Origin of the sequence: Streptomyces diastaticus subsp. diastaticus, assembly GCF_011170125.1 — a bacterium.
GTDB lineage: Bacteria > Actinomycetota > Actinomycetes > Streptomycetales > Streptomycetaceae > Streptomyces > Streptomyces diastaticus.
Window position 1 is genome coordinate 274,926 of sequence record NZ_BLLN01000003.1, and the last position, 18,509, is coordinate 293,434.

19 protein-coding genes and 1 pseudogene are annotated in these 18,509 nt (G+C 74.5%); 11 read left to right on the top strand and 9 right to left on the bottom strand.

All coding sequences use genetic code 11. The annotated features are described in order from the left end of the window. The first annotated feature begins 5 nt into the window (after positions 1–5). The 5 genes from Sdia_RS09665 (at position 6) to Sdia_RS09685 (ending at position 4,856) form a co-directional block, all read left to right on the top strand. Entirely contained in the window at positions 6–974 is a 969-nt protein-coding gene (locus Sdia_RS09665) for an LLM class F420-dependent oxidoreductase (protein WP_100452840.1), read from the top strand. Further along, the gene (gene ligD / locus Sdia_RS09670) at positions 971–1,918 is read left to right on the top strand and encodes a non-homologous end-joining DNA ligase (RefSeq protein WP_100452841.1); all 948 of its coding nucleotides are present in this window, start codon (positions 971–973) and stop codon (positions 1,916–1,918) included. Before Sdia_RS09665 ends, ligD begins: the two co-directional genes overlap by 4 nt. A gap of 127 nt (positions 1,919–2,045) precedes the next feature. Further along, the gene (locus Sdia_RS09675) at positions 2,046–4,142 is read left to right on the top strand and encodes a catalase (protein ID WP_124287131.1); all 2,097 of its coding nucleotides are present in this window, start codon (positions 2,046–2,048) and stop codon (positions 4,140–4,142) included. 44 nt (positions 4,143–4,186) lie between these two features. Further along, a complete protein-coding gene (locus tag Sdia_RS09680) occupies positions 4,187–4,567 on the top strand; it encodes a hypothetical protein (RefSeq protein WP_100452843.1) in 381 nt (126 codons plus the stop codon). A gap of 37 nt (positions 4,568–4,604) precedes the next feature. After that, positions 4,605–4,856 carry a DUF7218 family protein gene (locus tag Sdia_RS09685; protein WP_100452844.1) on the top strand — a complete coding sequence of 84 codons (252 nt, stop codon included), beginning with the start codon at positions 4,605–4,607 and terminating at the stop codon, positions 4,854–4,856. A 64-nt stretch (positions 4,857–4,920) separates the two neighbouring features. Here the strand turns inward: Sdia_RS09685 and Sdia_RS09690 are convergent, their stop codons facing one another. The 5 genes from Sdia_RS09690 to Sdia_RS09710 all read right to left on the bottom strand — a co-directional run bounded on the left by Sdia_RS09690 (position 4,921) and on the right by Sdia_RS09710 (position 9,278). After that, the gene (locus tag Sdia_RS09690) at positions 4,921–5,970 is read right to left on the bottom strand and encodes an NAD-dependent epimerase/dehydratase family protein (RefSeq protein ID WP_115069934.1); all 1,050 of its coding nucleotides are present in this window, start codon (positions 5,968–5,970) and stop codon (positions 4,921–4,923) included. Positions 5,971–6,393: 423 nt separating this feature from the next. Continuing rightward, positions 6,394–7,278 carry an SDR family oxidoreductase gene (locus Sdia_RS09695; protein ID WP_100452846.1) on the bottom strand — a complete coding sequence of 295 codons (885 nt, stop codon included), beginning with the start codon at positions 7,276–7,278 and terminating at the stop codon, positions 6,394–6,396. Between the two features lie 62 nt (positions 7,279–7,340). Beyond that, complete coding sequence (locus Sdia_RS09700; RefSeq protein ID WP_189500409.1) at positions 7,341–8,381, bottom strand: iron-containing redox enzyme family protein; 1,041 nt, start codon at positions 8,379–8,381, stop codon at positions 7,341–7,343. Next, complete coding sequence (locus Sdia_RS09705) at positions 8,378–8,590, bottom strand: CDGSH iron-sulfur domain-containing protein (RefSeq protein WP_100453347.1); 213 nt, start codon at positions 8,588–8,590, stop codon at positions 8,378–8,380. Before Sdia_RS09705 ends, Sdia_RS09700 begins: the two co-directional genes overlap by 4 nt. 13 nt (positions 8,591–8,603) lie before the next feature. Further along, complete coding sequence (locus Sdia_RS09710; RefSeq protein WP_100452848.1) at positions 8,604–9,278, bottom strand: HemK2/MTQ2 family protein methyltransferase; 675 nt, start codon at positions 9,276–9,278, stop codon at positions 8,604–8,606. Positions 9,279–9,628: 350 nt separating this feature from the next. On the opposite strand from Sdia_RS09710, the gene Sdia_RS09715 reads away from it, so the two are divergent. Continuing rightward, positions 9,629–10,012, top strand: coding sequence for a DUF6479 family protein (locus tag Sdia_RS09715; RefSeq protein ID WP_100452849.1), 384 nt, complete (start codon positions 9,629–9,631; stop codon positions 10,010–10,012). An 87-nt stretch (positions 10,013–10,099) separates the two neighbouring features. Here the strand turns inward: Sdia_RS09715 and Sdia_RS09720 are convergent, their stop codons facing one another. After that, complete coding sequence (locus Sdia_RS09720; RefSeq protein ID WP_115069937.1) at positions 10,100–10,888, bottom strand: VOC family protein; 789 nt, start codon at positions 10,886–10,888, stop codon at positions 10,100–10,102. A gap of 206 nt (positions 10,889–11,094) precedes the next feature. After that, positions 11,095–12,138: a rod shape-determining protein gene (locus tag Sdia_RS09725; RefSeq protein WP_100452851.1), complete on the bottom strand. Its 1,044-nt coding sequence runs from the start codon at positions 12,136–12,138 to the stop codon at positions 11,095–11,097. A 235-nt stretch (positions 12,139–12,373) separates the two neighbouring features. Between Sdia_RS09725 and Sdia_RS09730 the strand changes: the two genes are divergently transcribed. Then, on the top strand, positions 12,374–13,645 hold the full coding sequence (locus tag Sdia_RS09730; RefSeq protein WP_185393734.1) for an MFS transporter: 1,272 nt from the start codon (positions 12,374–12,376) through the stop codon (positions 13,643–13,645). A gap of 883 nt (positions 13,646–14,528) precedes the next feature. Here the strand turns inward: Sdia_RS09730 and Sdia_RS09735 are convergent. Beyond that, a complete protein-coding gene (locus tag Sdia_RS09735; protein ID WP_100452853.1) occupies positions 14,529–14,951 on the bottom strand; it encodes a MarR family winged helix-turn-helix transcriptional regulator in 423 nt (140 codons plus the stop codon). A gap of 88 nt (positions 14,952–15,039) precedes the next feature. On the opposite strand from Sdia_RS09735, the gene Sdia_RS09740 reads away from it, so the two are divergent. From Sdia_RS09740 to Sdia_RS09750, 3 genes are all read left to right on the top strand, one after another. After that, a complete protein-coding gene (locus tag Sdia_RS09740) occupies positions 15,040–16,059 on the top strand; it encodes an NADP-dependent oxidoreductase (RefSeq protein WP_100452854.1) in 1,020 nt (339 codons plus the stop codon). Between the two features lie 81 nt (positions 16,060–16,140). After that, positions 16,141–16,569 (top strand): organic hydroperoxide resistance protein, encoded by a 429-nt coding sequence (locus Sdia_RS09745; protein ID WP_100452855.1) that lies wholly within the window; start codon positions 16,141–16,143, stop codon positions 16,567–16,569. Positions 16,570–16,635: 66 nt separating this feature from the next. After that, positions 16,636–17,466: an EI24 domain-containing protein gene (locus Sdia_RS09750; protein ID WP_115068694.1), complete on the top strand. Its 831-nt coding sequence runs from the start codon at positions 16,636–16,638 to the stop codon at positions 17,464–17,466. 72 nt (positions 17,467–17,538) lie between these two features. Here the strand turns inward: Sdia_RS09750 and Sdia_RS30005 are convergent, their stop codons facing one another. Beyond that, positions 17,539–17,670, bottom strand: coding sequence for a hypothetical protein (locus tag Sdia_RS30005; RefSeq protein WP_258057275.1), 132 nt, complete (start codon positions 17,668–17,670; stop codon positions 17,539–17,541). Here Sdia_RS30005 and Sdia_RS09755 point away from each other — a divergent pair. Beyond that, positions 17,606–18,485 (top strand): annotated as a pseudogene (locus tag Sdia_RS09755) (fibronectin type III-like domain-contianing protein); the annotation flags it as partial. The gene Sdia_RS30005 and the pseudogene Sdia_RS09755 sit on opposite strands and share 65 nt — an antisense overlap. Between the last annotated feature and the right edge of the window lie 24 nt (positions 18,486–18,509).

Sequence of the window (18,509 nt, forward strand, 5' to 3'; positions counted from 1 at the left end):
CTCATATGGTGCAAATCGGATACACGATGATGACCGAGCAGGCAGGCCCCCGGCAGCTCGTGCGGGACGTGGTGAAGGCCGAGGAGGCCGGCTTCGACTTCTCCGTCACCTCCGACCACTACGCCCCCTGGCTGGTGGAGCAGGGCCACGCGCCGTACGCCTGGAGCGTCCTCGGCGCCGCCGCACAGGCCACCTCCCGCATTCCGCTCATGTCGTACGTGACCTGCCCGACGACCCGGTACCACCCCGCGGTCGTCGCCCAGAAGGCCGCGACCCTCCAGCTTCTCTCCGAGGGCCGCTTCCGGCTCGGGCTCGGTTCCGGCGAGAAGCTCAACGAGCACGTCGTCGGCGGGGGCTGGCCCGGGATCGCCGAGCGGCAGGACAAGTTCGACGAGGCCGTCCGGATCATCCGCTCCCTCCTCGACGGCGACACCCTGACCCACCACGGCGAACACTTCGACGTGGACGCGGCCAAGCTCTGGGACCTGCCCGACGAGCCGCCGCCGATCGGGGTCGCCGTCTCCGGCGAGTCCTCCTGCGCGCTGGCGGGCGAGCTGGCCGACCTGCTCATCGCCACCGAGCCCAAGTCCGGGCTGATCGAGGCCTTCGAGCGGCACGGTGGAGCGGGAAAGCCCCGCGTCGGCCAGCTCCCGGTCTGCTGGGACCCCGACCGTGAGGCGGCGGTGCGCCGCGCCCACGCCCAGTTCCGCTGGTTCGGCGGTGGCTGGAAGGTCAACAGCGAGCTGCCCACCCCGGCCGCCTTCGCCGGAGCCACCCAGTTCGTCCGCGAGGAGGACGTCGCCGCCTCCATCCCCTGCGGCGACGACGTCGGGGAGTTCGTGGAGGCCCTCAGGGCGTACCAGGACGCCGGGTTCACCGAGATCGCCGTGGTCCAGGTGGGCGGCGACTCGCAGAGCGGCTTCCTCGACTGGGCCGGGTCCACCCTGCTCCCGGCGCTGCGCAGCAGGCTGTGAGCGGCGGCCAGGGGGCGGGGGAGGACGGCGAGCGGCTCCGCGTCGGGCGGCGCGCCCTCACCGTCCACCGGCCCGGCAAAGTGCTCTATCCCGGCGACGGCCTCACCAAGGGCGACGTCGTCGGGTACTACCGGGCCGTCGCCCCGCACATGGTGCCCCACCTGCGCGAGCGCCCGCTCATGCTGGAGCGCCACCCCGAAGGCGTCGGCGAGCAGCCGCACTTCATGCAGAAGAACGCCGGCGCCCACTACCCCGGGTGGGTGCGCCGCGCGCCGATGGCCAAGGAGGGCGGCGGCACCGTCGACCACCCGGTCTGCGACGACGCCGCCACCCTCGTCTACCTCGCCGACCAGGCCGCGCTCACCTTCCACCGCTGGCTCTCCACCGTCGGGCGCCCGCACCACCCGGACCTGCTCGTCCTCGATCTCGACCCGCCGGGCGACGACTTCGCGGCGGTCCGCGAGGCCGCCCTGCGCTTCCGCGACCTGCTCGCCGAGGTGGAGCTGGACCCGCTGCTGATGACCACCGGCTCGCGCGGACTGCACCTCGTCGTCCGCCTCGACGGCCGGGCCGGTCACGACACCGTCCGGGCCTTCGCCCAGGACGCCGCCGAGCTGCTGGCCTCCCGCCATCCCGACCGGCTCACCACCGCCGTCCGCAAGGGCCGGCGCGGCGACCGGCTCTTCCTCGACTCCGGCCGCAACGCCTACGCCCAGACCGCCGTGGCTCCCTGGTCCCTCCGCTCCCGCCCCGGCGCACCCGTCGCCGCGCCCCTGACCTGGGAGCAGCTCGACGACCCCGGCCTGGACGCCCGTACCTTCTCGCTCCGTGACCCGGACGGCGTACACGCGCACGCCGCCTCCCGGCCCTGGGCGAGGCCGCCGCGGCCGCGTGGGATCGCCGCGGCCGCGCGGCGGCTGGAGAAGCTGCGCCGCGGCGGCTGAGATCCGGGCGCGACCCCTCGCGCGGCCGGATTGGCCCGTGTTGCGGGGTTTTACGGCCCGGGGGACGGTTACGCGAGTGAGAGCCCACCGGCCTCCAGCCCCCACGTGACCGCAGGAGACACACGGCATGGCGGAGAACAAGGCCCCCGACCCCAAGCAGCGCCAGCGCGCCGAGGCGTACGCCCCCGACCCCGCCGGCGGCCCCATGACCACCGACCAGGGGGTGGTCGTCGAGCACACCGACGACGCCTTGCGCGCGGGTGAACGCGGGCCCACCCTCCTGGAGGACTTCCACTTCCGGGAGAAGATCACCCGCTTCGACCACGAGCGCATCCCGGAGCGGGTCGTCCACGCCCGGGGCGCCGGGGCGTACGGCTACTTCGAGCCGTACGCCTCCTGCGCGGAGTTCACCCGGGCCGCCTTCCTCCAGGACCCCGCCGTGCGCACCCCCGTCTTCGTCCGCTTCTCCACCGTGCAGGGGCCGCGCGGATCCGCCGACACCGTCCGCGACGTGCGCGGATTCGCGACGAAGTTCTACACCAGCGAGGGCAACTATGACCTGGTCGGCAACAACTTCCCGGTCTTCTTCATCCAGGACGGCATCAAGTTCCCCGACTTCGTCCACGCGGTGAAGATGGAGCCGCACAACGAGATCCCCACCGGGGCCTCCGCCCACGACACCCTCTGGGACTTCGTCTCGCTCCAGCCGGAGACGCTGCACACCGTCATGTGGCTGATGTCCGACCGGGCCATCCCGCGCAGCTACCGCATGATGCAGGGCTTCGGGGTGCACACCTTCCGGTTCGTCGACGCCGGGGGCAAGGGCACCTTCGTCAAGTTCCACTGGAAGCCGAAACTCGGCGTCCACTCCCTGGTCTGGGACGAGGCCCAGGAGGTGATGGGCCGCGACCCCGACTTCAACCGGCGCGACCTCTGGGAGACCATCGAGGCCGGCCAGTACCCCGAGTGGGAACTCGGTGTGCAGCTCGTGCCCGAACAGGACGAGCACCAGTTCGACTTCGACCTGCTCGACGCGACGAAGATCATCCCCGAGGAGCAGGTCCCCGTACGGCCCATCGGCCGCATGGTGCTCGACCGCAACCCGGACAACTTCTTCGCCGAGACCGAGCAGGTCGCCTTCTGCACCGCCAACGTCGTGCCCGGCATCGACTTCACCAACGACCCGCTGCTCCAGGCCCGCAACTTCTCCTACCTGGACACCCAGCTGATCCGGCTCGGGGGCCCCAACTTCGCCCACATCCCGGTCAACCGGCCCGTGGTGGACGTCCGCAACAACCAGCGCGACGGCTACCACCAGGAGGAGATCCACCGGGGCGCCAACTACTCGCCCAACTCCCTGGGCGGCGGCTGTCCCGCGCTCGGCACCGTGGACGAGGGCGCCTACCGCCATCTCGCCGAACGCGTCGACGGCGTCAAGATCCGCAGGCGGAGCCCCAGCTTCGAGGACCACTACACCCAGGCCGCGATGTTCTGGCACTCCATGGCCGACTGGGAGAAGCGACACATCGTCGACGCCTTCCGCTTCGAACTCGGCAAGGTCGACGCCGTGCCGGTCCGCGAGCGCACCGTCGAGCAGCTGGCCCACGTCGACCACGAGCTGGCCACCGCCGTCGCCGAGGGCATCGGCGTGGCCGCGCCCACCCGCACGTCCACGCCGGACCCGCGGCCCTCCCCGGCCCTCAGCCTGGTGAACAACCAGGGTGAGAACACCATCGCCACCCGGCAGATCGCCCTGCTCGCCACCGACGGCGTCGACGCCCACCAGGCGTCCGTCCTCCGCGACACGCTGCGCGAACGCGGCGCCGTCGCCGAGGTGCTGGCGCCGCACGACGGCACCGTCCGGGCCGCCGACGGCACCGCCCTGACCGTCGACCGGGCGCTGCCCACCGTCGCCGCCGTCCTGTACGACGCGGTGGTCCTCACCGGCGGCAGCGAGCCGGGTGACGGGGCAGACGGCGACGCGGCCCGCCGGTTCGTCCGCAACGCCTACCGCCACGGCAAGCCCGTCGCCGCCTACGGCCCCGCCACCACACTCCTGACCCGGCTGCTCCCCGACGAGGTGCGGCTGAGCACCCCCGACGGGGAGGTCACCGCCGACCGCGGCGTGGTCAGCGCGGGCACCGCCGACTCGCCCTTCACCGAGGAGTTCGTGAAGGCCGTCGCCGCCCACCGCTTCCGTGACCGCCCGGTGCCCCGGGACTGAACCGACCCCTCGTACCGCCGACCCCACCGAAAGGGAGGCCCCACGTGAGCCCCTCCGCCAACGGGACCCAGGTCCTCGTCGTCCTGACGGGCGCCGACGCCCACGACGCCCGCATCGTCTTCGACGCCCTGGGCACGGCCTTCGCGCCCGCCGGGCCCGAGGAGGGCCGCGCCGCCGCCGAGGACGACAAGGCGGGGGCCTCGCTGCTGCGCTCCGCCCTCTACGAGGCCGGCGAGCAGACCGGCCACCCCAAGGTGGCCGCGCCCCTGCGCACCGCCGTCAGCGTCACCCTCCAGGGCGACTACGGCGCGGTCGACCGGGTCAGCGAGACACTCGCCGACGCCTTCCGCCTGGAACGGCTGGGCGAGGCGCCGGGCGACCAGGAGAAGGAAGTCGAACTGCGGCTCCACCCGCACGAGAGCTGACCGCCCGACACAGCCCGACACAGAGAGGTGAGTACTGATGCCCAGGGCACAGATCAAGGACGAGAAGACCTACCAGGCGATGCGCCGGGAGGGCGAGAGCAAGGAGAAGGCCGCCCGGGTCGCCAACAGCCGCGCGGGCGGCGGCTCCCCGGGCCGCAAGGGAGGCAAGGCCGGCACGTACGAGGACCGTTCCAAGCAGGACCTCTACGAGCAGGCCAAGCGGGTCGGCATCGAGGGCCGGTCCCGGATGACCAAGGACCAGCTCATCGACGCCCTGCGCCACCACTGAGCCCCATCCGCCGCCGGGCCGCCTCCCTTTCCCTGGGAGGCGGCCCGGCGGCGTCGCGCCCGGCTCAGGCCGCGGCGGACCCGTGCCCGGCGAGCGGCGCCGTCGGCAGGCCGCCGTGCGAGCGCACCCCGCGCAGGAAGGCGTCCAGCGCCTCCGTCGCGCTGTGCCGCGGCTCCCAGCCCAGCTCGGTGCGGGCCCGCGCGCTGTCCATCAGCGGCAGCCGCAGCACCGCGTCGAACAGCCCCGGCGAGGCGCCCAGCGCCCGCAGCCGCCACCCGGCCGACAGCGCGGCCCGCGGCAGCGCCGGCGGCAGCTCCAGGGACCGGTTCTCCAGCATTCCGGCGAGGACCCGCCCGTCGATCACCGGGTCGGCGGCGAGGTTGAAGGGACCCCGCACCTCCTGGACGACGGCCCGCGCGTACGCGTCCGCCGCGTCGTCGGTGTGCAGCGCCTGGAACCGCAGCCCCCGCACGCCCGGCAGCACCGGCAGCAGGTCGGGGCGGAGCAGACGGCCGGGCAGCAGCCGGTGGCCGAAGATGCGCAACTGCTCCCCGGCGGCGCTCTCCTTGAACAGGAAGGCCGGCCGCATCCGCACCACCCGCACGTCCGGACGGTCCCGCTCGTAGGTGTCGAGCACCCGCTCCAGATACGCCTTCTCCCGCGTGTAGGCAGCGCCCGGCCAGCCGTGCGTCGGCCAGGACTCGTCGACCCGTGAGCCGTCGGCGGGGCCCGGCGCGTAGGCGCCGACCGAGGAGGCGTGGACCAGGGCGGGGACCCCGACCGTGGCGGCGGCCTCGAACACCCGCAGCGAACCCAGCACGTTGGCCTCCCAGGTGACCGCCGGGTCCCGGGTCGGCTGGAACCGCCAGGCCAGGTGGACGACGGCGTCCGCCCCCTCGAAGAGCCGCAGCAGCCGCTCCGGCGCGTCGGCGGCGGTCAGGTCGGCGGCGGCCCACTCGGCCCCGGGGTAGGAGAGGCGGGGGGTGCGCCGGGCGAGACCGAGCGCCGACACGACCCGGGGCTCCTCTGCGAGGCGGCGCATCACACTGGTGCCGACGTTGCCGGTGGCGCCGGTGACGACCACCCGCAGGGGTTTGGGGGTGCTGCTGGTCATGGGTACTCCTCCTGCCGTGCGGCGGGACCGGCCGGGTCGGGGGTGTCCCGGCCGGGGCTGTGCTGGTGGGGAGGACGGGGCCGGCGCCCTCGGGCGGGGCGCGCAGCAGGGGCTGGGCGGCGGCGGGTGTGCCGGCCGCCGGGGTGGCGGCCTCGCACGCTGGGCCGGGACCGGAACACCCTGGCACCGGGCCTCCCCCGCCGCCCGCCCGGCTCAGCGTGGACCCGGTGTTCGGCGGGGGGAGCCCGTCGTCCGGGGCGGCATGGGCGCAGGCCGGCGGTCTCGCGCGGGAAGCCGCCGAGCGGCAGCCGGGCCCGCCGGGGGCGGCGGGGCGGACCCGGGCCGGTCCTCGGCCGCCTCCCGAGGAGGGGGAGGCGGACCGCGCGGCACGCGACCCGCCTGCCCCGGAGGTGGCCCGGACCACTACAGCGGCTGCCCGCCCGTCACGTTCATGATCTCTCCGGTGATGTAACTGGCCTGGTCGGAGGCGAGGAAGACGTAGGCCGGGGCCAGTTCGGCGGGCTGGGCGGCGCGGCCCAGCGGCGACTGGGCGCCGAACTCCTCGGTACTGGGCATCGTCGAGGGGATCAGCGGCGTCCAGACCGGGCCCGGTGCCACCGCGTTGACCCGGATGCCGTCGTCGGCGAGCATCTGCGCGAGCCCGTGCGTGAAGGTGACGATGGCCCCCTTGCTCATGGCGTAGTCGAGCAGGTGCGGGGAGGGCTGGAAGCCCTGCACGGACGTGGTGTTGATGATGGAGGAGCCCGCACGCAGGTGCGGGCGGGCCTCGCGGCAGAGCCAGAACATCGCGTACAGGTTGGTCCGCATCACCCGGTCGAACTGCTCGGTGCTGATCGCCTCGATCCCGTCGGGCTGCGACATCTGGTAGGCCGCGTTGTTCACCAGCAGGTCCAGGCCGCCCAGTTCGGCGACGGTCCGGGCGACCAGTTCGCGGCAGACCTCCTCGTCGCGGATGTCGCAGGGCACCGCGACACCGGTGCGGCCGGCCTCGGTGATCAGGCGCAGGGTGGTGCGCGCCTCGTCGCGTTCCTCGGGCAGGTGGGCGAAGACGATGTCGGCCCCCTCGCGGGCGAAGGCCACCGCGACGGCTCGTCCGATCCCGGAGTCTCCGCCGGTCAGCAGCACCCTCCGGTCGCGCAGCAGCCCCCGGCCGCGGTAGCTCTCCTCGCCATGGTCCGGTTCGGGGTCCATGCGCGGGGTGCTCCCGGGGTGCCGCTGTGCCTGCTCGGGCTGGGGCGGGCGCGGGCGGGGGGCCGCGGGGTCCTGATCGCCTCGGGGGTCGGTCATCGTGGGCTCCCTTCGGTCGGGGGACAGATCGGTCGGTGGGACGGTTCGGTGGGGACCGGCGGTCAGGCGGGCTCGGCCACCGCGTCGGCGTGGTGGCCGGGGAGCAGGGCGCTGCGGCCGTGTGCCCAGGCGTCGAGCAGCACGGCGCCGAGCCGGTCCTCCACCAGGGAGGTGGCGGCCGCGCCGAAGGCGATGTCGGCGTCGAGCTCCGGCTCGTCGGCGAGCAGCCCGGCCACCACGTCGCGGCGCACCACCTGCTCGTGGACGGCGTCCGCCTCGACGTGCTCCTCGTAGAAGCGGACCGCCGCCGGCCCCGCTCCCGCCTTGCGCAGCGCGTCCGCCAGCCGCCGCGAGCCGGGTGGCGAGGTCACCTCGACGGCGGCGAAGTGGCCGACCAGCGCGCCGCGCAGGGCCCGGTGCAGGCCGAAGAGCGACATGAGGTTGACGGTGGTGAGGGCGGCGGCCGGGGCCGCGTCCAGGTAGTGGCCGTAGGCCGGCTCCAGGCCCAGGTCGGCCATCAGCTCGGCGTAGAGCCGGGCGTGCACGTCCTCGGCGCGCCCCGCCCCGAACTCGTCGTACTCCACCGCGACCAGCCCCGCCTTGGCCCGGCCGTGCAGCCGGGGGATCATCCAGGCGTGCGGGTCGGCCTCCTTGAGGTGGTAGAGGGAGCGCAGGGCCGCGTACTCGCGCAGCTCGGGCAGCCGGTGGGTGCGGCGCAGGTGGTGGCTGACGCTGCCCGGCTGATGACCGGCCGGCTCCACGAGCAGGGCGTCCAGGGCCGCCTCGGCGCTCTCCGGGCGCTCCGCGTCGGCGCGCAGGGCGGCCAGGAAGGGCTGCTCCAGGGTGGCGCGCAGGGCGAGCAGTTCGGGGTCCCACTCGCGGCTGTCGTCGGCGGGGGCGCCCGCGAAGCCCTGGTAGTGGAGTTCGTAGAGGACGTACAGGGCGAGCTGGAGATCGTCGCCGTACGGGTCGGCGGTGGCCTCGGCGCCGCCGGTGACAGGGGAGCCGCCGGAGCGCAGCGCCTCCACCACGCCCGCGGACACGGGGCCGCGTGGCTCGGGGAGCCGGGGCCGGGTGAGCCGGGAGTCGGCGGGCGTGGTCATCGGGGGTCCTCCTCGGTTCGGTCCGGTGCGTCGGGCTTCCTCGGTGCGTGTGCCCGGTGGCTGGTGTCGCACCACGGATAGCGGGCGCTCTTCCGGCACGTGCAGAGCGCGACGGTCGGGCGGTGCGAGAAGTGGGTGGTGCCGTCCTCGGTGACCACCTCGACGGGCCCGTCCACCAGGACCGGCCCGCCCTCGCGGTCCAGGCGCATCCGGGTGGGGCGGTCAGGCGTGGACGGCACGGATGATCACCAGTTCCTCCCACGGGCTGCCGTCGGCCAGCCCCTGCCGCACCAGCCACTCCCGGCGGCTGTTCAGGACCGGCCCGTACGGGATGCGGGCCCGGTCGCGGACCTCGGCCCGCATCCCGGCGCCGGCCAGCCGCCGCAGGGTCGTCTCGGTGCCGCAGAGCGCGGAGTGCACCAGCAGCAGCGTGCCGCCGGGCCGCAGCGCGGCCGGGGCATCGGCGCAGATCCGGTCCAGCAGGGCGCGGCCGTCGGGCCCGGCGTCCCAGGCGCGGGCCGGCCCCGAGGCGGGGAGCGTTTCCTGGGGCGCGGGCACGTACGGCGGGTTGCTGACCACCAGGTCGAAGGTGCGGCCGGTGACGGGCGTCGTCAGGTCGCCGCGGTGGACCCGCACCCGGCAGCCGGCCCGGGCGGCGTTGATCCGGGCGGTGAGCACGGCGGTCCAGGAGATGTCGACGGCGGTGACCCGGGCGCCGGTGCGGGCCGCGTGCAGGGCGACGGCGCCGCTGCCGGTCCCGAGGTCGAGCACCTCGGTGCCGGGGCCCGGTCGCTCGGCGGTGACGGCCCGCGTCAGCAGAGCGGTGTCGTGCTGCGGCGCGTAGACCCCGGCAGGGGCGAACACCGGGGCGAGCGGGGGAGCGGGAGCACTGGTCATGGGGGTGACTCCGTCCTGGTCGGGGCAGCGGTGGGCGCGGCCGGACCTCCTGACCACTTTCGGGCCGATCCGTCGGGTCCACCACTTGGCGTAGAGGAGCGGGTACCCCTGAAGGTCGCGTCCACCGGCCCGCGCCCGCTCCCCCTCGCGGACCGGCCCGCCCGGCGGGAACGCGGGAATGACTGGCTCCGCAGCGGTCATGCGGGGGGTGAGGGATCTTTCGCGGGGCGCCCGCAGAATTCGGGGCGTACCGTGGAGAACGAGACATGTCGGACGGCGGTGAGTGCTGGGCGGACAGCCCGGTCGCGGTCGCCGCACCGACCGACCGCCCAGCGGCAGGAGGCGCGCAGATGTACGCAATGACCGAGGCCCAGGTCGTACGAGCGGCCGAGTCGTCGGGAGCCGCCGGGTGGGTGCTCGGCATCGGGCTCGCCGTGCTGGCCGTGGCCGTGGTGGGCATGCTCATCTGGGTGGTCCGCAAGGGCATCAAGACGCGCGCGGAGGAGTCGGAACCACCGAGCCCCGAATCGCAGCCGCACAAGCCCGACCGGCCGACGCACGAGGAGGACTTCCGCGAGGACGACCAGGGCGAGTTCCCCACCGACGGCAGCCGCCTGCTGCCCAACGAACTGAAGGGGGTCAGCAGCCACCGGGCGGAACCTCCCGAGGGCGGCCGGCCCAAGCACACCCCGGGCCACAGCGGTGGTTTCGGCAGCGGCGGCGCCGGCGGCTGACCCGCACTCCTGCCGCACCGCGGCGCGACCGCCCGGAGGCCGGGCCCCACAAGAGGGGCCCGGCCTCCGGCGTGCGCCGCCCGCCGCTCAGGTCATGGCCGGCATCTCGCCCTCGGCGGTGCTGGTGTCGATGACGGAGAAGGCCGCGCCCTGCTGGTCCGAGACGGCGGCGAACCGTCCGAAGGGCGTGGTGACCGGCCCGTGCCGGACCTGCCCGCCCAGGCGGACCACCGTCCCGACCGCCGCGTCGCAGTCGGGCACGGAGAAGTAGACGTCGACATGGGAGGGGACCTCCGGCGGGAAGTCGTCGGTCATGGCCATCCGGCCCAGCACCGGGCGTCCCTCCGCGCTCCAGACCCGGAAGTCCGTCCCCGGGTCCTCCATCACCCCCACCTCGTAGCCGAACAGCGCGGGGAAGAACCCGTCGGTCGCGGCCGCGTCCCGGGTGAGGACCTCCGCCCAGGCGTACGCGCCCGGCGCCCCGGTCAGTCCGAAGCCCGGGTGGGTGCCCGGCTGCCAGAGGGAGAAGGCGGTGCCGGCCGGGTCGCGCAGCGAGGAGGTGACGCCGAAGCCGCCGACGTCCTCGGGGCCCATCGCCACCGTGCCGCCCAGCCCCGCCACCCGGCCGGTCACGGCGGCCGCGTCCGAGGTGGCGAGGTAGAGGTTCCACCGGGCCGCCGCGTCGGGGCCGGGCATGACCGGCATGACGGCGGCGACGGGCTTCCCGTCGACCATCGCCATCGTGTACCGGCCGTACTCCTCGCCGAGATCGTCGAAGGTCCAGCCGAGGACCTGGCCGTAGAAGTCACGTGCGGCCGCCAGGTCGGGGAACATCGCGTCGGCCCAGCAGGGCGCGCCTTCGGGGAACGGGCTCATGGGGGTGCCTCCACAGGGCGGGGGGAAGGGAGTGGGGCGGCCGGGGCGGCCGTCGGACGGGCCGGGGCGGGCGGGGCGCCCGCCCCGGCCCGGTGGGTGAGGGAGGTTCGGTGGGTGAGGGAGGCCGGCGGGTGAGGCTGAGGAGACGGCCGCGCGCCGACGCGCACGCGGTCGCCGGGGGCGCGCTCGTGCCCGGTGGCCCGGCCTCAGGCGGAGACGGAGAGCGAGTCGAGCACCACCGGCTCGACCTGACCGTCGAGCATCGCGCCGAGCCCGGTCACCGAGGCGATGTCGGGGCGCTCGGCCACCTGCACCGGCACCCCGGTCGCCTCCCGGATCATCTGGTCGAGCCCGGGCGTCAGGGCGCTGCCGCCGACCATCATGATCCCGCGCTCGGCCAGGTCCGCGACGAGATCGGGCGGGCAGTCGCGCAGCACCTTGCCGATGCCGTCGAGGACGCCGGTGAGCGGGATGTCGATGGCGCCGCGGAGCCCCGCCGTGTCCACCTCCACCGACCGGGCGAGCCCGGTGGCGACGTCCCGGCCGTGGATCTCCGTGGTGCCGGTGCCCCCCGTGGCCAGGTCGCCGCCGCGCAGCGCCAGGTGGAGCGGGCGCACCGACTGGCTCGGCAGCATCAGTTCGTGGTGGTGGCGCAGGTAGGAGACGACGGAGTGGTCGATGGCGTTGCCGCCGACCGGGACGCGCTCGGCCGTCACGATCGAGCCCAGCGAGAGGACCGCGATCTGCGTGGTGGCGGCACCGCAGACCAGGATCATGCTGGCCTCGGGCCGCTCCACGGGCAGCCCGCACCCCACGGCGGCGGCGATCAGCGTGTCGACCAGCTCCACCCGGCGCGCCCCGACCCCCACCAGCGTCTCGACCGTCGCCCGCTGGGCCAGCGGGTCCGCGTCGTACGGCGTGCAGGCGGCGGCCCGCAGGCGCGGCTTGCGGCGCAGCGCACGGCGCACCTTGTCGCCGAGGAGGTGGCGGAGCATCCGCTTCGCCATGTCGATGTCGACGACGGTGCCGCCGCTCACCGGACGGACCACCCGGATGTAGCCGGGGGTGCGGCCGGTCATCTGCTCGGCCAGCGTGCCGACCGCGATGAGCGCGCCGGTGCGCGTGTTGACCGCCGCCGCGCTCGGTTCGTCGACGACGACGCCCTCGCCCTTGAGGAAGACCCGGGTCCGCGCGGCCCCCAGGTCGACGGCGAAGTGGCAGCGGCGCAACTGCTCCAGACTGGCGGTCACGGCAGGTCCTCCCGAGTGCGGTGACGGAAACGAGCCCGGTACGGGCGGCTCTCCTCGCATCCTGCGGCCACCGGCCGCGCCCCGCCCGCCGGAAGGGTCCGCGCGGGTGGCCGGGCGAGCGCGTACCGCCTCGGACCCGCTCGGCCCGCCGGGCCGAGGTGACGCGTTAGCATCCGCTCCTGTGCACAGTGAGACCTCGCAGGACGAGCCCCCGGCCCCGGACGACGCGCAAGCGATACTTCCCCCACCCCGCGACCCCGTGGCCGCCCCGCCCCGGCGCCGTCTGCTCGCAGACCTGACACCTCTGCGCACCTCGGCCGACTTCCGGCGGCTGTGGATCGGCAACACCATCTCCTGGGTCGGCCAGGGCATGACCGCCCTCGCCGTCTCCCTCCAGGTCTACGACCTCACCCACTCCAGCTTCTCGGTCGGCCTGGTCGGTCTCTTCTCCCTGGTGCCCCTGGTCGTCTTCGGTCTGTACGGCGGGGCCGTCGCCGACACCGTCGACCGCCGCCTGCTGGGCCTCGCCAGCTCCACCGGCTCCTGGCTGCTGGCCGTCGCGCTCGCCGTGGCCGCGCTCGCCGGCTTCCACCAGGTGTGGTTCCTCTACGCGATCGTCTCGCTCCAGGCGGTCTGCGCGGCGCTGAACGCCCCGGCCCGCTCCTCGATGATCCCGCGGCTGCTGCCCGCCGAGCAGCTGCCCGCCGCCAACGCGCTCAACTCCATGACCACCACCTTCGGCACCATGACCGGGCCGATGCTCGGCGGCCTGCTGGTCGGCCTGTGGGGCTACCAGGCGGCGTACCTCATCGACGCCGTCGCCTTCACCGCCGCCCTCTACGCGATGTGGCGGCTCCCGGCGATGCGCCCGCAGCGGGAGGACGGCAGCCGCGGGCGGGCCTCGGTCATCGACGGCCTGCGGTTCCTCGCGACCCGGCCCAACATCCGCATGACCTTCTTCACCGACCTGTGCGCCATGGTCCTCGCCCACCCCCGTGCCCTCTTCCCCGCCGTCGCGGTGGTCTGGTACGGCGGCGACGCGACGACGGCCGGACTGCTGGTGGCCGCCCCCGCCGTGGGCGCCCTGCTCGGCAGTGTCTTCTCCGGCTGGCTGGGGCGCGTCCACCGGCACGGGGTGGCGATCCTGCTGTCGGTCGGCGGCTGGGGGCTGGCCGTGGCGGTCTTCGGCCTCACCCGCGACCTCCGGCTCGGCCTGTTCTTCCTGGCCCTGGCGGGGGCTGCGGACGCCATCTCCATGGTCTTCCGCTCGACCATGCTCCAGGCGGCCACCCCGGACGCGATGCGCGGGCGGCTCCAGGGCGTCTTCATCGTGGTCGTCGCGGGCGGCCCGCGCCTCGGCGACTTCCTCGCCGGCACCGTCGGCGACCTCGCCTCCCCGACGGTCGCGGTCACCGGCGGCGGCCTCCTCTGCGTCCTCGCCGTCACCGTGCTCGGCCTGCGCTGGCGCGGGTTCTCCCGCTACGACGCCCGCGACCCGCAGCCCTGACCCGCACACGGCGACGGCGCCGCCTCCCCGTGGGACGAGAGGGGGCGGCGCCGTACCTGCCCGGCCCCGACGTCCGCCGCGCGCTTCCGACAGGTGCCGCACCGGCCGGCCGACGCAGTGGACCAGACCGGCGAGGACGTCGGTGAGCAGGTTCGTGAGAAGGATCTGCTCGGTGTTCGCACGGCCGGGGACAGGGCGTTCGGGAACGTGGCACACGGGCTCCGCACAAGGCGGCCGAGCCGATCGCGGTGGCGGTGCCCACCTCATCGGTCGCTGAACGCGAGCATGGTGCTTCGTGACGTGCCCACGCGATCTCTCGTGGCACGACCACCTGATCAAGGGGACATCCGCCCGTCTGTCCGTTCAGGCTCCGGCGCGTCAGGGGTCAGCCCGCCTCCGTGCCCGCCGTCGCCGTCACCTGCTGGAGCAGCCCCCAGGTGGACTCCACCACCGCCCCCGCCCGGCCCCGTCCTCGTGCCCCGCCCGCTCCCGCTCTCCCGCCGCCTCACGGCCACACCACCGCCCCGACCGTCCTTCCGGCCCGGTCGCCGTCTCCGGCCCGGGATGCCCCCGGCCCGGCCGGTGCCTCTGCTTCGGCTGTCCTCCGGCGCGGTCGCTTCCCCACAGCCCCGCCGTCGGCCCGGCGGCCACTGCGGAAGCCCGGCCGGCGTTCGATGCCACCTGAACGGCCATGCCGGGAACGCGGCCGCCCCTCCGTCAGCCCGGCCGGCGCTTGAGGCGTCCCGAACGGTCACACCGGGCGGCCCTGAGCCCACCACCGAGCCCGGCCGGCGTTCGAGGCCACCCCGGAGCCCTCCGCACCACGGCCACGAAACGGCCCGGCCGCCCGCAGGGCGGTGCCCGGCCCCGGGCCCGACAGGGCTCACTCCCCGGCCATCCTCCGCAACATCCCCCGAAGGGCCTCCCGCTCCTCGCGGGAGAACCCGGCCAGCGGCTCCCGGGCGAAGTCCAGGGAGTCGCGCAGTACCCGGGCGACCTCCCGCCCCTCCGCGGTCAGAGCGGCCACCTTGATCCTCCGGTCCCCGGGATCGGCCCGCCGCTCGACCAGCCCCCGCAGGGCGAGCCGGTCCACGATCCCGGTGACGTTGGACGGCTCGCACTTGAGCCGGCGGGCGATCTGCCGCATGGGCAGCGCCTCGATGGACAGCAGCCCCAGTACACGCGCCTGCGCCCCGGTCAGCGCCTGCTCGGCGGCGGCCCGGTCGTACTCCTCGTGGTACCGCGCCACGACGGCGCCGATCAGCTCGACGACTTCGAGGGTCAAGGGGTCCGTGCGGGTGGCCATGCGCCCCAGGATAGCCGGTTGCTTGACAACATGAAATATTCAGACGCATTGTTGTTTCACCTCATGAAACATTAGGAGGAGACACCGCATGACCGCACTTCCCTCGTCCGGCCGCGCATGGCACCTCGTCGCCCGCCCCGACGGCTGGCCCACCCCCGAGGACTTCGCCCTCCGCGAGGTCCCGGTCGAGGCCCCCACGGCGGGCCGCATCCTCGTCCGCAACCTGTACTTCTCGGTCGACCCGTACATGCGGGGCCGGATGAACGACGTCAAGTCGTACGTCCCCCCGTTCCCGCTGGACGCCCCCATGGACGGCGGCGCGGTCGGCGAGGTCATCGCCTCCGAGGCCGAGGGCTTCGCCGTCGGCGACCACGTCCTGCACGGCCTGGGCTGGCGCGAGTACGCCGGCCTCCCCGCCAAGCACGCCAAGAAGGTCGACGGCTCGCTGGCTCCCCTCAGCGCCTACCTCGGCGTCCTCGGCATGCCGGGCCTCACGGCGTACGCGGGCCTGCTCGACGTCGCCTCGTTCAAGCCGGGCGACGCCGTCTTCGTCTCCGGTGCGGCCGGTGCCGTCGGCAGCGAGGTCGGCCAGATCGCCCGGCTCAAGGGCGCCTCCCGGGTCATCGGCTCGGCCGGCTCCGACGAGAAGGTCCGGCTCCTGACGCAGGAGTACGGCTTCGACGCCGCCTTCAACTACAAGAACGGCCCCGTCGCCGAGCAGCTCAAGGAGGCCGCGCCCGACGGCATCGACGTCTACTTCGACAACGTCGGCGGCGACCACCTGGAGGCCGCCATCGGCCGCCTCAACCAGTTCGGCCGGGTGGCGCTCTGCGGCGCCATCGCCCAGTACAACGACACCGGTGCCGCCACCGGTCCGCGCAACATCGCCCTCGCCATCGGCAAGCGGCTGCGGCTCCAGGGCTTCATCGTCGGCGACCACAGCGACCTCCAGCCGCAGTTCGTCGACGAGGTCTCCGCCTGGGTCCGCTCGGGCGAGCTGAAGTACAACGAGACCTTCGTCGAGGGCATCGACAACGGCGTGGAGGGCTTCCTCGGCATGCTCCGGGGCGAGAACACCGGCAAGATGATCATCGATCTGTCCCGCTGAACGACTCCCTCGTCTAGGCTCGTGCACGGCCCGCCGGGGTCGTGGGCGCGAGCTCCGGCGGAACAATCAGGAGGAACACGTATGTCCGTCCAGCAGATATCCGTCGCCTACACCGCCGTCGCCACCGCCGAGAACGGGCGCGACGGCCGGGTGGCCACCGACGACGGCAAGCTCGACGTCGTCGTCAACCCGCCCAAGGAGATGGGCGGGAGCGGCGCCGGCACCAACCCGGAGCAGCTCTTCGCCGCCGGTTACAGCGCCTGCTTCCAGGGCGCGCTGGGTGTCGTGGCCCGGGCCGCGAAGGCCGACATCTCCGGCTCGACCGTCACCGCGCAGGTCGGCATCGGCAAGACCGAGGCGGGCGGCTTCGGCCTGGAGGTCGAGCTGGTCACCGCGATCCCGAACGTCGACCGCGCCACCGCCGAGGAGCTCGTCGCCAAGGCCCACGAGGTCTGCCCGTACTCCAACGCCACCCGCGGCAACATCAAGGTGACCCTCACCGTCGCCTGAGCCCCTCACCGTCGCCGGCCCACCCGCCCCGCGCACGCGGTCCGGGTGGGCCGGTAAGGTTCCCGCATGGGTGATCTCGGCGTCGGTTTCCGGTACTTGATGAGCGGCCAGCGCTGGGCGCTGTCTCATGGCAAGACCTTCGGGCTGGGGCTGCTGCCCGGCCTGATCACCCTGGTCGTGTACGCGGCGGCGCTGGTCGCGCTCGCTTTCGGCGCCGACGACCTGATCGCCTGGGCCACCCCCTTCGCCGACGGCTGGGGCTCCCCGTGGCTCGGCCTCTTCCGCGGCTTCCTCACCGCGGTCCTCTTCGCGCTGGGCCTGATGCTCGCGGTGATCACCTTCACCTCGGTCACCCTGCTCGTCGGATCCCCCTTCTACGACGCGGTCTCCGAGCGCGTCGACGCCTCCGTGGACGGCAACGTCCCCACCTCGGGCCGCTCCTTCTGGTACGACCTGTGGGTCTCCACCCGCGACAGCCTGCGCATCCTGGTCCGCGCCGCGATCTGGGGCGTGCTGCTCTTCGCGCTCGGCTTCGTCCCGGTCGTCGGCCAGACCGCCATCCCCGTCGTCGGCTTCTTCGTCACGGGCTTCTTCCTCACCGAGGAACTCGCCTCCGTCGCCCTCGCCCGGCGCGACGTCGACCTGCGCGAACGGCTCGCCCTGCTCCGCTCCCGCCGAACCCTGGCATGGGGCTTCGGGGTTCCACTGGCCCTGGCCTACGTGATCCCCCTCGTCGCCGTCTTCCTGATGCCCGGTGCCGTCGCCGGGGCCACGCTGCTCTCCCGCGACCTGCTCGGCGAGCCGACCGCCCCCACCGGGGACGCCGCCCCCGACACCGGCCAGGCCGCCCCCGCCGGCCTGGCGAAGCCCCCGGCCGACGCCCCGGCCGAGCGCTGACCGGCCGCAACACCCCTCCTCGGGAAGCCGGTTCCTCGCCGAGCAGCACGAGGAGGTCGCGGAAGGCCACCGTCAGTCGACCGCCTCCGGGACCAGCAGCCACGGGTACTGGGGCCTGTCCCACACCGCCACCAGCGGCGGGGCCGCCGCCCGCGAGGCCCGCGCCCTCGGCGGCGGCTCGGCCACCGTCTTCCCGCCGCACATCACCTCTCCGCTGGAGGGCCTGTGTGCCGCTCTCGGGGGAACAGGCCGTTCGGCGCCGACCCGCAGCACGAGATCGGCCCGGCCACCCAGGGCTTCGCCCTGACAGCCGTCTGCCGCGACGCCCAGGGCACCGTCCTCGGCACCGCGCCCGTCCCCGGCGGAGCGCCGACCAGTGGGTCGGCAGCGACCTGCCCGAGGGCGTCACCCACGACACCCTGCACAGCATCGAGATCACCGGCAGCTACACCCCGCCCGAGTCCGGCCGCCACACCTTCGGCACCCGCGGCCTCGGCGCCTTCCGCCTGACCGTCGGCGGCCGCGAACTCTGGTCCGGAACGCAGGGCCTCGGCGAGGGCCGCGACCCCTTCGAGGCGTTCTTCGGCGCCCCCACCGAACGCGCCACCGCCGAGCTGACCGCCGGCACCCCCGTCGACATCAGCCTGGAGTACGTCCGCACCCGCCTGCCCGACGCGCCCCTGGAGGGCGTCAGCGTCTCCCTCGTCCACCTGCTGCCCCAGCGTGATCCGGACGAGTTGATCGCCGAAGCCGCCCGGCAGACGGAGACGGCGGTGGTGGTCGTCGCCACCACCGAGGCCGGCGAGCCCGAGCGGCCCGCCCAGCGCCTCGCCGGGTTCGCCCTCGCCGAGGCCTCGCCCGGCGAAGCCACCGAGGTCACCGTCGACCTGCCCGACCGCGCCTTCGAGACCTGGGACGAGTCGACGGGCGGCTGGGTCCGCCGGCCGGGCCACTACGAACTGCGCGCCGCCCGCTCCGCGGCCGACCCGCGCCTGGCCCTGCCCCTCCGGGAGGACTGACCGGCCCGGCGGCCCGGGGAGACG